Source organism: Campylobacter sp. RM9331 (genome assembly GCF_020137685.1).
Lineage (GTDB): Bacteria > Campylobacterota > Campylobacteria > Campylobacterales > Campylobacteraceae > Campylobacter_E.
The window spans coordinates 18,651-32,280 of the sequence record NZ_JACGBA010000003.1 but is presented as its reverse complement, the minus strand read 5'-3'; the positions used below and the strand labels follow the sequence as shown (position 1 = coordinate 32,280).

Sequence of the window (13,630 nt, the reverse complement as noted above, 5' to 3'; positions counted from 1 at the left end):
TTAAATTCCTAAATAATCCTTAAGCAATAAAAATGCTGCAATGCTATCTTGTTTGCCATCTTTTTTTTTGCTACTAATAATTTTTGCTGCTTGCTTGCTTGTAAAACTTTCATCGTGATAGACTATATTACTAAACTCAATTAGTTTTGAAAAATGCTCCACTCTTCTTCTCATCTCATCTTCAGCACTACCACCCATTGGAATGCCTATTACAATTTTAGTGATTTTGTGCTTTTTGATTAGTGCTTTTACTTCTGTGGCTGCTTGATTGCGATTTATTCTAATTATTGCAGGTTGGGGCATAGGAATTTTCATTATGCTAATTGCAACGCCAATTCGTTTAAGTCCTAAATCAAGTGCAAGTATATTTTCCATTAAACACTCCTAACTAAAACTCCATCAATTATTATTTTTCCATCAAGTTCATAATCATATACTAATTCGCCGTATCGCTCTAAGGCTTCATCAAGATTTGCTCCGTTTTTGCAAAATTCTAAAAACTCATCGTAGTTTTGAGTGTAGCATTTTTGAACGCTGAAGTATTCTTGCATTTGTGCTACGAAAATATCAATATCATAAATTATTTTTGCCTTATAGTTTGCGATTAGCTCGTTTGTGCCATCACTTTCTCCTATTCTTTGGGCTAACACATAAATATCTTTTCCATATTCTAGGGCGTGTTTTGCTGAATTTAATGAACCGCTTTTAAGGTCTGCTTGGGTGATGATTAAAATATCTCCAAGAGCTACTACAAGGCGATTTCTAGCTAAAAAATCGTGTTTTAATGGGATATGATTTGGCTCGTTTTCGCTTAGCGCTAGGGCGTTTTCATATATTTGTTTGATGATTAATTCATTGCTTTTTGGATAGATTTTATTAAGCCCATTTGCAAAAATTCCTATATGATAAGGCAGACTTGCTTTTGCACTTTCAATATCTACTCCAATTGCTCCACCACTTACTACGCAAATACCTATTTGGCTTAGTTTTTGTGCTAGTTTAAAGGTTAGATTTTTTGTATAAACGCTCATTTTTCTAGAGCCTACTATACTTATTTTAGGCATTTTTAAAAGTTCTAAATTGCCTTTATAATAAATCTTATTAGGCGGGTTTTTAAGAGTATTAAACTCATTTATAATCGTTGTATATATCATCTATATAAACTAGCTCAACTTTAGAAAAGTCATATTCGCTAATTGCTTTTAGGCTATTTTTGTGTGGGTGTGCTATGGCTATTGCTCTTTTGTGTTTTAGGGCAAATTCCACTGCTTCATCTAGCTTTTTGCGAATATCATTTAAATCTTGTGAATTATCTAAAAATACATTTCTGTGTATATAAAATTGATTAAATTCTTTTGCAATTGTAGGTGCTTTTGTGTTAGCACTAGTCCTTGAATCAACGAAAATCAAATCATATTTTTTCAATGCTTTAAATAAATTTCTCATAGCGTTTTCATCTTCGCTAAATAATGAGCCTGTATGATTGTTTAGATATTTTAGATTTGGAAAAGCGATTTTGATATTTTTAATCCTATTTTCAATCGCTTGATAACTATCACTTGGAGTAAGGGTTAGTGGCTCTTCTTTATTAAACTTTAAAGCCCTTAAAGGAAGGTGTATCATAAAAGATTTAAATTCTTTTGAATATTTATTAGTATCTGGGTGATTGTTTGTGTTAGGAAAAAAGCTCGGAGTGATTTTTTTACCATTTTTAATAATTTTTTTGATTTCTTCGCTTTGTTCTTTTGTCGCAACATCATCAATAATAATTGCTAATTTTGCCTTAATATTAGTAGCACTTGCTAAAGAACCAAAGGCTGAAGTTTCTTTAGTATCAAAACAAGTTACGCTAGTTACCTTACAATTATCATCATTTTTTTCTAAATCCATATTAGCAAATATATCACTAAAATTTTGATTTAAATTCTTGTCTTTATCAATGCTTTTTTCATTTTTATAATTATTTATAGCATTTACTATTGTTTGCGGTTTTGGTTTTTGAATTTCTTTTTGAGTTTTTATCTCTTTAGTTTCGCTAATTTGCTCTTTACTTTCGTATATATTTAAATATACTAAAAGCCCTATGCCAAATAATAATAAAAATAAAAAAATTATTTTAAGAGTTTTAGCAAAGCTAGAATTAGCTTTGCTTTTTTGCTTTTTTTTAGCCATTAATTTTTATCTTGTTGAACTAATTTGCTTTTTTCAATCCAAGGCATCATTTTGCGTAATTTAACGCCAGTTTGTTCTAAAAGGCTGTTTTTAGTAATATTGCGTCTTGCATTCATTTTTGGATAATTTGCACGGCTTTCTAAGATGAAATCTTTTGCAAATGTGCCATCTTGAATATCTTTTAATACTTTTTTCATAGCTTTTTTGCTGTCTTCGTTTATAACTTTTTCGCCTGTAATATAATCGCCGTATTCAGCTGTATTTGAAATAGAATATCTCATATCAGCAATTCCGCCTTGATACATTAAATCAACGATTAATTTCATTTCGTGTAAGCACTCAAAATATGCCATTTCAGGCTCATATCCAGCTTCTACAAGTGTATTAAATCCTGCTTCAATAAGTGCAGTTAAACCTCCACAAAGCACTGCTTGTTCGCCGAAAAGGTCTGTTTCTGTTTCGTCTTTAAATGTAGTTTCAATTATAGCTGTGCGTCCGCCACCAATTGCACTTGCATAGCTTAGTGCTAGAGCTTTTGCATTACCGCTTTCATCTTGAGCAACTGCTATTAAATCAGGAACACCGCCACCAATTACGAATTCATTTCTTACCGTATGACCTGGTGCTTTAGGTGCTATCATTATAATATCTACTCCTTTTGGAGCTACAATTTGTCCGTAATGAACATTAAATCCGTGAGCAAATGCTATAGCTTTTCCTTCGCTTAAGTTTGGTTTAATTTCGCTATTAAAAATTTGAGCTTGAAACTCATCAGGAGTTAAAATCATAATAACATCAGCTTTTTTAGTCGCATCAGCTACGCTTAAAACTTCAAAACCTTTAGCACGAGCTTTATTAGCCGAGCTTCCTTCTCTTAGACCAATTATAACTTTTACACCACTATCTCTTAAGTTTTCAGCGTGAGCGTGTCCTTGTGAGCCAAAACCAATAATCGCAACTATTTTGCTTTTAATTAAACCTAAATCGCAATCACGATCATAATAAACATTTACTGCCATATTTTTCCTTTTTCTTTTGATTTAATTAAGCAAATTATAACTATTTTAGTTACAATCTAATAAAAAAATATCAAATTTTATTTACTTAAAAGGTTTATTATGCAAGATTTTATTAGTAAAAGAATAAAAAGCCTACCTCCGCTTAATGAAAGCACTTTAGAAATTCAAAGAATTTGTAATGACGAAAACTCATCTTTAAAAGATTTAGCGAAAATAGTTGAAAAAGACCCAATGCTAACTGCAAATATTTTAAAATCAGCAAATTCGCCTTTATACGGATTTTCAAGAGAAATTAGTAGTGTTGATAGGGCTGTTAATTTGTTTGGAATGACAACTATTAAAGGATTTGCTTTAAATGCAGCTGTTAAAAACTCTTTTAAAATCAATTTAAGTGCTTACAATATGAATGAAGCAATGTTTGCAAAAATCTCAACTATGCAAAATTCATTAGCAATTAATTGGCTTAATAGAAGTGCAGACAATACTAAAAAAGTCGTAATTCCAGCATCGTTTTTGCTAGAAATTGGCAAGATAATTATATCTTCTGAATTAGTTGAAACAAATAAAGCAGAAGAATTTAAAAATGGATTAAGTGATTTAAGAAATATTAAAGAATTAAGTGATTATGAAAAGCAGTTTTTAGGAATGAGTAGCGAAGAAGTAACTTCTATGATATTTGATAAATGGAATCTTGAAGTTGATATGATTGATGCTATTTTTTATAGTGTAAATCCAGAAAACGCAAGTAATGATATAAAAAAGAATGCAATTGCATTAAATATAGTTTCAAATCTTATTAATATTTTTGGATTTTTTAATGAAGAAATGATAGTTCAATGTGTATTAGACGCTAAAAATAATGGCTTATTAGGAGATAAATTAATAGACGCTATTAAAGTAGTAGAACAAGATGCTTGAGTTTTTAGAAAACATTAGGCAAGGTTTTAATAAGCTTAATGCTAATTCAAAACAAAAAGAAATAATTAAAGTCTTATTAACAGAAAAAATAGTAAGCGAATACAATAATAAAATCTATTTTAATAATGGATTTTATTATGGCAAAATGGATATAAATTCTAAAGGCGATGGATTTTTACAAGCGTCGTTTTTAGAGCGAGATTTACTCATAAAATCAAAAGACTTACATTCAGCAAGATACGGCGATATTGTAATTGCAAAAAAGATTAAAAAGCAAAAAGGTCGCCCGAGTGCTGCTGTAATACTTGTCTTAAAAAGAGAAGAAGAATTTTCTTTAGTTATTACTCAAATGCTAAAAAATGTAGTATTTGGAAAATGCTTTAAAACAGGACTTTTAAGACAACTTAGTGTATCTCAAAAATCATTAAAAGCCTTACCTGTTGGCACTATTTTAAAGATTGATAATGCAAGTTCAAATGTAGTAGAAGTGCTAGGGCATATTAGTGATGAAAAAGTAGATGAAAAAATCTCTATGGCTTTATTTAATAAAACCGAAGAATTTGATAAAGCGTGTTTAGATGAAGCAAATGCTTATAGTGGCAGTGTTGATGCTAGTTTTTATCCTGATAGACTTGATTTAAGGCATTTGCCATTTTGCACGATAGACCCAATTCACGCAAAAGATTTTGATGATGCTATTTATTTTGATGAAAAAAATCAGATTTTATATGTAGCAATTGCTGATGTAAGTGAATATGTAAGGGCTTTTAGCGCTTTAGATAACGAAGCTTTAAAGCGTGGATTTAGTATATATTTTCCACATAAAAGCATTCCTATGTTACCAAGAGTTTTAAGTGAAGGAATTTGTTCTTTAAACCCAAATGAAGACAGGCTTTGTTTTGGTTTTAAAATATATTTTGAAGGTGCAAAAGTAATAAAAGAAGAAATCTATGAAGGCATAATTAATTCAAAAAGAAGATTTAATTACGATGAAGTAGATGAATATTTAGACAAAAAAACTGATTTAAAAGAATGCAATTATTTATATTCTTTAAATGAGCTTACAAAAAAGATAAGAAACGCTAGATTAAATAAAGGTTTTAATTTTTTAACAGAAGAGCTAAGAATGGAGATTGATAGCGACTGGCAAATTACTAAGACCTATTACGAGCAATCAACAAGGTCTCATCAATTGATTGAGGATTGTATGCTACTTGCTAATAAAGCAGCGGCTAAAATGTGCCCTGATTTAGCTATTTTTAGAAACCATCAAAGCCCAAATTACAATAAAATCGCTGCTATGTATGAAGAATTGCAATTATTAGGACTTGATTTTAGTGGTGGAGAAAACATCTATGAAAATATCAAAAATATTCAGAGCTTAGCAGATGAATTAAATATCCGTGCTGAAGTAGATAAAATCATCATTCGTTCATTTAAAAAAGCTGAATATGGACATGAAAATAAAGGGCATTTTGCATTAGGATTTGAAAGGTATTCGCATTTTACAAGTCCTATTAGAAGATATTCGGATTTGATTTTGCATAGATTATTAAAAGCTCTTATGAAAAATCAAGATAAACTATTTACATACCTTAGCACGAACCTTGAGAATAAATGTTTTGAAGTTAGTAATCTTGAAAGAGAAGCTGATAAGGTGGCAATGGATTTTTGTGATAGGGTTTATGCAAGATATTTTCATAAAAATATTGGTAAAAGATTTTATGTAAAAATCACTAAAAACGAAGATATTACAATAGGTGTTTTAGATGATGAGTTTAAGGGTGCAAGGATATTTATTGCAAATCCTAATGTAACTTTATTTTCTAGGGTTTTAGTTGAGATTTATGAAGTAGATTTAATAAGCGCTAAGGTTTTTGCTAGGATAGTTAAAGATGTATGAAGCAGAATTTAACAAAATAAAAAACAATCTTCCTAATGCCTTTATGCTTTATGGGGCGTGTAGATTAAGCATATTTATAAACTTAGAAATCATAAAAAGTCTGAAAAAATACGATGAAAGGCTGATTTTAAGAGATAGCGATTATAAATTAAATAAAGCTGTTGATTTTTTAAGTGAGAGTTCGTTATTTGCTAGTTCTAAGCAATTGATTTTGGAATTTGAAAAAGGAATTTCAAGTAAGGATTTAAAAGAAATTCTAAAACATATTAATAGTGAAAATCAATTAATATTAGCTATTTATGATGGAAAAGCTTTAAAAGATTTAGAATTAAGTATTAATAATAATTTTGTTAGATTTTTTGAGAAAAAGACTAGCTTTGAGCAAATTGCTTTATTAAAAGAAATTACTAATTTTTATAAAATAAATGCTAGTGAAGAAGCCTTGCAATATCTTCAAAAAAATTATGAATTTGATATATTTAAAGCAGGTTGTGAGCTTTTAAAATATAAAAATCAAACACTAGATTTAAGCACTATTAAAGAGCATTTAGAAAGCGATAATGCTTTAGGGTTTGATGATTTTTTAAGTAATTTTTTAAAGACAAAAGAGCCAAATGAATATATTTATAAAATCTTAGAAAATGAAGATGAAATCGCTTTAATCAATAAACTTTATTCAAGTTTAATAAGACTTTTTACAATAAGTGCAAATCTAAAAACAAATGGTAGAATTGATTATAAAATAGCCTTTGGTTACACTCCACCAAGACAAGTTTGCGTAGAATTAGAAAATCAAGCTAGAAAATTATCTAATTTTTATGAAGAAATTTTCGCAATTTTATTAAACGCTGAATATGAATTAAAACTAAATAACAATAATTCTTCAAAAGAAATAGCATATTCAAATCTTTTAAAAATATATTTTTTAATAAACTCATAAAATATTAAGATTAAACTGCTAAAATCAAGCCTTGCTTTATGCAAAATTCCTTGCTTAGTAAATCTAGGCTTAATATCCAAAAGGAGAATCATGAGACATTATGAGGTTTTATTCATCGCAAAGCCAACGCTAACTGATGAAGAATTAAAAGCAAGAGTTGAGTTTGTTAAAGAAACTCTAGTAAAAAATGGTGCTGAAATTGCAAATACTATTGAAATGGGTACTAGAAAATTAGCTTACCAAATTGATAAATATGAGCGTGGCGTATATTATGTAATATATTTTAAAGCTCCAGGTTCATTAATTAAAGAACTTGAGCGTGTTTTAAAAATCACTGAAGATGTAATTAGATTTTTAATCGTTAAATACGAAAACAGACGCGAAATTGCTGCGTGGGAAATACTTTCTCAAGGCAAAAGATTAGGTAAAAAAGAAAGCAAAAAAGAAACTAAGGCTGAAACTCCAGCAGAATAAAGGATAAGATATGAATAAGGTTATTCTAATAGGTCGTTTGGTAAGAGATGTAGAAATAAAAACTATTAGTACAACAGGTAGTGCGGTAGTAAATAATGCAATGGCTGTTAGTAGATATAGAAGCTCAAACACAGGCGAAAGAATAGAAGAAACTTTATTTATAGATGTAGTGTTTTATGCTAGATTAGCAGAAATTGTAGGGCAATATTTAAGAAAAGGTTCAAAACTAATGGTTGAAGGCTATTTACAACAACAAACTTGGGTAGATACAGCAACCAATCAAAATCGTTCAAAAATTCAACTTGTAGTTGAAAATATGGAAATGTTAGACAACAAACCTGATGAAATGCAAAATAATAATGCTCCTAGAAACAATTATCAAGCAAATAACAACTACAATAGACCTACTCAAAATAATTATCAACAAAATAATTATGCAAGAGAAGAGCAGAATTATCAAAGACAAAATAATTTTGCTGAAGAAAGAAATAATTATAATTATAACTCGGCAGATGATGCAGAGATACCATTTTAAAGGATAAATTATGGCAGAAAAAAGAAAGTATTCAAGAAAATATTGCAAATTTACAGAAGCAAAAGTTGATTTTATTGATTATAAAGATACAGCATTATTAAAACACGCATTATCAGAGCGTTTTAAAATAATGCCAAGAAGATTAACAGGAACAAGCAAAAAACACCAAGAAATGGTTGAGCTAGCTATTAAAAGAGCAAGAGCAGTTGCTTTAATTCCTTATGTATGCGACCGCAAAAACGTAGTTACAAATCCGTTTGAAGGTCTATAATTCTTAGGCTAGATTTTCTAGCCTAATTCTTTTATCATATACAAAAATCAAAATAAATATAGCCAAAGTAATAAACAACTCACTTAAAGCATTTATCACACCTTCACTGCCTGCAAAATAACTATGTGCAAACTCTATAAAATAATGAAGTATCAAAGGCATTGATAATAAAAATAAATAAATACTTCTAAGCCTTATATAAATTGAAATTATAAGTAAAATCAAAAAAGAAACTAAAATATAAAAAATATCTATGAGCTCATAAAGAAGTAACGAGCAAGTAAGATATAAAATAATGCTAAAAAAATAATATAAATTATCTTTAGCAATTATAAATAATAATATAGATATAAACACAAATGCCATTAAACAAATAAAGAAAAGCTCATTAGATTGGCTAATAAAGCTTAAAGCACAAAATATGCAAAATACAAATATAAACGCATAAAATAAAGCCTTGAAAAAATCTTCTAATTCACAAGCAAGATTAATTTTATCTTTATCAATTAATAAGCTAAATAAAACCACTATAAAAGATGGGATAAATATTACAAAAGAAATAATCTGAAGTCCTGCAAAAGGAATTAATAAAAATATATCATCATATACTGCTTTTTCATCTATAAATACACGAAATATTTTAGTGATATTATCAGGTTTTATAAGCAAGTATAAAGCAAAAAATAAATAATAATAAATATTTAATTTTTTAGTAGAAAAAGAAAAAGCTATGAAAGATTTTTCATTTGATTTAATCTCACTTATTAGCCAGCTTAAAAATATTTTCATATTTTATTCTTTAATTCCTATTAAAATATCGCTCGCTTTTATTAAAACATTTACATTATCACTTATATTTAAATCCATCTTATTTGCACTATCATTGGTTATGCTAGCTGTAATTAAAATTCCATTACAATTAATTTCTATTATGCTATATACCGAACCATTTTTTATACTTACGATTTTGCCATTTAGTTCATTTGCACTACTTAAACGAGTAGCACATTCGTTTTTGCTAACAATTACAGAATTTGCTTTAAATACTGCTATAGCATTATCATTTATTTTTAGATTTAAATCATCTACACTTTCTGTAGTTATTAAAGATTTGATTATTTTATTATTTTCTAATTTTGCGGTAACTAATGAAATAATAGGCGAACTCTCAACTTTAGTTATTTGTATTTTTAATATATTTCTTGCACTTAACATAATCTTCCTTTAAATTCATAAATTTCATCTAATAATAAAATAAAACCTATATTAAAAATTAAATGTATAATAGTTAAAAATCATAAAAAGGATATGAATGGGACTAAAAAGTGATGCTTGGATAAAAGAAATGGCATTAAAACACGAAATGATAACTCCATTTTGTGAAGAGAATGTAGGTAAAAATGTAGTTAGCTATGGACTTTCTAGTTATGGGTATGATATTCGTGTTGGGCGTGAGTTTAAAATATTTACAAATGTAAATAGCACTATGATTGACCCTAAGGATTTTAATGATAAAAATGTAGTTGATTTTGTAGGTGATGAGTGTATTGTTCCTGCGAATTCATTTGCACTTGCAAGAACGGTTGAATATTTTAAAATGCCAAGAGATGTATTAGCAATTTGTCTTGGTAAAAGCACATATGCAAGATGTGGAATTATTGTAAATGTTACACCTTTTGAGCCTGGGTTTTGCGGTCATATTACAATAGAAATTAGCAACACCACTCCACTACCTGCAAAAATATATGCAAATGAAGGTATAGCTCAAGTGTTATTTTTACAAGGTGATGAGCCTTGCATTACTTCTTATGCTGATAAAAAAGGTAAATATCAAAATCAAACAGGCATAACTCTTCCAAAAGTTTTAAAGTAATTTATCTTCAAGAATTTGAAAGTGATTTTTCAAATTCTTAAGTTTTATTATTATTCCAAATAATATTTGCATTCTAAAATTATTCTTAGCAAGCACCTTAATCTAAGGCAAATTAAATATTCAATAAAATATTTTATGAATAAAAATTATTTACTATTTAGTGCAATAATTTTATAATTTTTAACAAGTTTTAAAAATTAATTTTATTTTAAGGAGATTTATGAAAAAGATTTTTTTAAGCTGTGCTTTAGCGGCTTCAGTATTTGCTGCAGAGCAATTTAGCGGTAAAATTATTAATCTTTACACTTCAGTAGATGCGAAAAAAGCAGAAGGAAAACTACTTCCAACTAATGCTTTTGAGATAGTAAAAGACGGCGATTTAGCTGAACTTAAAATTAAAGGATATTACAATCCTAATCAAGGTAATATTTTATATTTTAATGACAAAAATAGAATTTTAGTAGCAGCATTTGGTAAAAATGCTAAAGTAGATTTTAAAGTTGAAAAAGAATTAAAAAATGGTTTTAAATTAGCTAGTATTAAAGTATTTGCTAAAAAAGATGAGCTAGTGGATTTAGAAAAATCAGCAAAACCACTTTTTGAAAAAGGTAAAGCTATGTTTGAAGAAAATTGTGGCATTTGTCATCCACTTCATCCTGTTAGTGAATTTAATGCAAATCAATGGCCAGCTACATTTAAGGCAATGGAGACTAGAACAGGAATTGATAAAGCTGATAGACAATTAGTGGTGCAATATCTACAAAAACACGCAAAAGATATGAAATAAAGGAGACATTATGCTAAATAGAAGAAGTTTTTTAAAAGGTTCAGCTGCAGTTGGTGCTATGAGTTTTGCACCTATAAATGTATTAGGAGCTGAAAGTAAAGCAGTTGCTAGTGGCTTAGTAAAAAATGGCGAAGTTGTAACGGGAGCACATTGGGGTATTTTAAAACTTACTATAAAAGATGGTAAAGTAGTAAAAAGTGAGCCATTTGATGCAAATCAAACTAAGAATTTAAAAAATGATTTACAACACTACACATCTGATTTAGTATATGCTAATCGTGTTAAATATCCTTATGTTAGAAAAAGTTTCTTAGAAAATCCACTAGATAATAAACCTGAACTTCGTGGTAAAGATGAGTGGGTTAGGGTAAGCTGGGATAAAGCTTTAAAATTAGTTGCAGAGAGTTTAAAAAGAACTTATGATGAAAAAGGAGCTAATGGGATTTTTGCAGGTAGCTATGGCTGGAAATCAAGCGGAAATGTGCATAATTCAAGAATATTACTTCATAGATTTATGAACTTAACGGGCGGATTTGTAGGCTCATTAGGAGATTATTCTACTGGTGCATCACAAGTTATTATGCCTCATGTTGTTGGCTCTATTGAAGTTTATGAGCAACAAACTAACTTGGATTTAGTATTAGAAAATACAAAAGTTATAGTTATTTGGGGTGCAAATCCTATTGATACTTTAAAAATTGCTTGGACTGTAACTGATGGCGAAGGTCGTGCATATATGGAAAAAATTAAAGAAAGCAAAATAAAAGTAATTTGCATAGACCCAAGAGCTAGTTCAACTGTTAAATTCTTTGAAGGTAAAGGCGAGTGGTTAGCTCCACGCCCAAATACTGATGTGGCAATGATGATGGGTATGGCTACATATTTAATTGATAATAAGCTTTATGATGCTGAATTTATGGAGAATTACACAATAGGATTTGATAAATTTAGTGATTATTTAATGGGTAAAACTGATGGCGTTAAAAAAGATAGCAAATGGGCTGAAAATATTTGCGGAATTAAAGCAAGTGCAATTGAGAATTTAGCTAAGGAATTAAGAGAAAATCTAAGCTTAGTAATGAGTGGTTGGGGTATGCAAAGAGCTCATCACGGAGAGCAACCTCATTGGATGCTTGTAACTTTATGTGCAATGCTAGGTCATATTGGTAAAGATGGTGGCGGATTTGGTTTAAGCTATCATTATTCAAATGGTGGTGTTGCTACAACTAATGCTCCAATAGTAGGCGGAATTAACGCTAGTATGAATGGTCTTTGGGATAAAGGCGTGTTTAAAGGCGTTAAACAAGGAACATTTGATAAAAATGGTAAATTTATACCTGGAAATAGTGGTGCAGGCGAAAATCTACCTGAGTGGTTATCAAAGACAAGTGATAATGAAATTCCTGTAGCAAGAATTGCTGATATGCTATTAAATCCAGGTAAGACAATAGATCATAATGGTAAAAAAATTACTTATAGTGATATAGATTTTGTTTATTGGGTAGGCGGTAACCCATTCGTTCATCATCAAGATTTAAAAACTCTAAAAAAAGCTTGGCAAAAGCTAAAAACCGTTGTAGTAAATGAGATTTACTGGACTCCAACTGCTAGAATGGCTGATATATTATTACCTACAACTAGCCAATATGAAAGAAATGATATTTCTATGAGTGGGGATTATTCTAATATGCATATAGTTCCTATGAAAGCTGCTGTTATGCCTGTTGAAGAGAGTAAAGATGATATGCAAATCTTTGTTGAACTTGCTAAAGTTTATGGAACTCTTTGTGCGATTAGCAAGGGTGCAAGTGAAAAAGATGCAGCAATGTTAGCTACAAAATTAGTAAATGCTTATACAGAAAATCAAACTCCAGAACAAATGATAGAAAAATACTATAACGCTGCTAAGAAAAGCACAAGCGTAGAAATGCCTGAATTTAAAGAGTTTTGGGAAAACAATAAAGCATTGAAATTTGAAGCTTCTCAAGATGCTTATGAGTTCGTTAGATTTAAAGACTTCGTAGAAGACCCTATCTTAAATCCATTAGGAACTCCGAGTGGTTTGATTGAGATTTATAGTGAAACTATTGAAAAAATGAACTATAAAGATTGTAAAGCCCATCCTATGTGGTTTGAACCAATTGAATGGCTTGGTATGAAAGAAAAGAGCGCAGAATTTCATATGATTAGCCCGCATCCAACGAGCCGCTTACATTCACAACTATGCCACACAAGTTTAAGAGAAACTTATGCTGTAAATGGACACGAGCCTATTTTAATCAATAGCGAAGATGCTAAGGCTAAAGGTATTAAAAATGGAGATTTAGTTGAGGTTTTCAATGCTCGTGGTAAAGTTATTGCAGGAGCAGTTGTAAGCAATGATGTATTAAAAGGTGTTGTAGTGCTACAAGAAGGTGGCTGGTATGACCCTGATGATAATAATGATTGCAAATACGGATGTGCGAATGTGCTAACAATAGATATTCCAACAAGCGAACTTGCAAACGGAAATATCTCTCATACAGCTTTAGTAAATATCAAAAAATTTGAAGGCGAAAAACCTGAAATCGTAGTATTCACTGAACCTGTAAAAGCATAATATTAGGGGCATTTGCCCCTAGAATTTAATTTTAATTATTCATTATTTTTTCAAAATCAAAAAACCATTCTACTTCTTCAATATTATTAAATTTATCGGATAAATTTGATAATTTAACTATTTTAAAACCACATTTATT

Annotated in this window: 15 protein-coding genes; 9 read left to right on the top strand and 6 right to left on the bottom strand. The window is 29.4% G+C overall.

The window, feature by feature from the left end; translation table 11 throughout:
- From ruvX to ilvC, 4 genes are read right to left on the bottom strand one after another with little or no spacing between them, the layout of a single operon-like run.
- Window positions 1-375: a Holliday junction resolvase RuvX gene (gene ruvX / locus AVBRAN9331_RS01860; protein WP_336612300.1), complete on the bottom strand. Its 375-nt coding sequence runs from the start codon at window positions 373-375 to the stop codon at window positions 1-3.
- On the bottom strand, window positions 375-1,154 hold the full coding sequence (locus AVBRAN9331_RS01855; protein ID WP_214150099.1) for a DNA-processing protein DprA: 780 nt from the start codon (window positions 1,152-1,154) through the stop codon (window positions 375-377). The genes ruvX and AVBRAN9331_RS01855 overlap by 1 nt, the downstream gene beginning before the upstream one ends.
- Complete coding sequence (locus AVBRAN9331_RS01850) at window positions 1,129-2,172, bottom strand: divergent polysaccharide deacetylase family protein (protein ID WP_336612299.1); 1,044 nt, start codon at window positions 2,170-2,172, stop codon at window positions 1,129-1,131. Before AVBRAN9331_RS01850 ends, AVBRAN9331_RS01855 begins: the two co-directional genes overlap by 26 nt.
- The gene (gene ilvC, locus AVBRAN9331_RS01845) at window positions 2,172-3,191 is read right to left on the bottom strand and encodes a ketol-acid reductoisomerase (RefSeq protein ID WP_214116355.1); all 1,020 of its coding nucleotides are present in this window, start codon (window positions 3,189-3,191) and stop codon (window positions 2,172-2,174) included. The genes AVBRAN9331_RS01850 and ilvC overlap by 1 nt, the downstream gene beginning before the upstream one ends.
- Before the next feature lie 99 nt (window positions 3,192-3,290).
- Here ilvC and AVBRAN9331_RS01840 point away from each other — a divergent pair, with 99 nt between their 5' ends.
- The 6 genes from AVBRAN9331_RS01840 to rpsR all read left to right on the top strand — a co-directional run bounded on the left by AVBRAN9331_RS01840 (window position 3,291) and on the right by rpsR (window position 8,232).
- Window positions 3,291-4,109, top strand: coding sequence for an HDOD domain-containing protein (locus tag AVBRAN9331_RS01840; RefSeq protein WP_214116357.1), 819 nt, complete (start codon window positions 3,291-3,293; stop codon window positions 4,107-4,109).
- A complete protein-coding gene (locus AVBRAN9331_RS01835) occupies window positions 4,102-6,012 on the top strand; it encodes an RNB domain-containing ribonuclease (RefSeq protein ID WP_214119601.1) in 1,911 nt (636 codons plus the stop codon). Before AVBRAN9331_RS01840 ends, AVBRAN9331_RS01835 begins: the two co-directional genes overlap by 8 nt.
- Entirely contained in the window at window positions 6,005-6,952 is a 948-nt protein-coding gene (locus AVBRAN9331_RS01830; RefSeq protein ID WP_214119599.1) for a hypothetical protein, read from the top strand. Before AVBRAN9331_RS01835 ends, AVBRAN9331_RS01830 begins: the two co-directional genes overlap by 8 nt.
- A gap of 90 nt (window positions 6,953-7,042) precedes the next feature.
- Entirely contained in the window at window positions 7,043-7,426 is a 384-nt protein-coding gene (gene rpsF, locus AVBRAN9331_RS01825) for a 30S ribosomal protein S6 (RefSeq protein WP_214116362.1), read from the top strand.
- Between the two features lie 10 nt (window positions 7,427-7,436).
- Complete coding sequence (ssb, locus tag AVBRAN9331_RS01820) at window positions 7,437-7,961, top strand: single-stranded DNA-binding protein (RefSeq protein WP_214116364.1); 525 nt, start codon at window positions 7,437-7,439, stop codon at window positions 7,959-7,961.
- 10 nt (window positions 7,962-7,971) lie between these two features.
- Entirely contained in the window at window positions 7,972-8,232 is a 261-nt protein-coding gene (gene rpsR, locus AVBRAN9331_RS01815; protein ID WP_214116366.1) for a 30S ribosomal protein S18, read from the top strand.
- Between the two features lie 3 nt (window positions 8,233-8,235).
- Here the strand turns inward: rpsR and AVBRAN9331_RS01810 are convergent, their stop codons facing one another.
- Both AVBRAN9331_RS01810 and AVBRAN9331_RS01805 read right to left on the bottom strand, forming a co-directional pair.
- Window positions 8,236-9,021: a hypothetical protein gene (locus tag AVBRAN9331_RS01810; protein WP_336612298.1), complete on the bottom strand. Its 786-nt coding sequence runs from the start codon at window positions 9,019-9,021 to the stop codon at window positions 8,236-8,238.
- A 3-nt stretch (window positions 9,022-9,024) separates the two neighbouring features.
- Window positions 9,025-9,447: a TOBE domain-containing protein gene (locus AVBRAN9331_RS01805; protein WP_336612297.1), complete on the bottom strand. Its 423-nt coding sequence runs from the start codon at window positions 9,445-9,447 to the stop codon at window positions 9,025-9,027.
- 97 nt (window positions 9,448-9,544) lie between these two features.
- Between AVBRAN9331_RS01805 and dcd the strand changes: the two genes are divergently transcribed.
- The 3 genes from dcd to AVBRAN9331_RS01790 all read left to right on the top strand — a co-directional run bounded on the left by dcd (window position 9,545) and on the right by AVBRAN9331_RS01790 (window position 13,491).
- Complete coding sequence (dcd, locus tag AVBRAN9331_RS01800; RefSeq protein WP_214116378.1) at window positions 9,545-10,105, top strand: dCTP deaminase; 561 nt, start codon at window positions 9,545-9,547, stop codon at window positions 10,103-10,105.
- Between the two features lie 220 nt (window positions 10,106-10,325).
- The gene (locus tag AVBRAN9331_RS01795; RefSeq protein WP_214116380.1) at window positions 10,326-10,892 is read left to right on the top strand and encodes a cytochrome C; all 567 of its coding nucleotides are present in this window, start codon (window positions 10,326-10,328) and stop codon (window positions 10,890-10,892) included.
- A 10-nt stretch (window positions 10,893-10,902) separates the two neighbouring features.
- Complete coding sequence (locus tag AVBRAN9331_RS01790; protein ID WP_336612296.1) at window positions 10,903-13,491, top strand: molybdopterin-dependent oxidoreductase; 2,589 nt, start codon at window positions 10,903-10,905, stop codon at window positions 13,489-13,491.
- The last annotated feature ends 139 nt before the right edge of the window (window positions 13,492-13,630 follow it).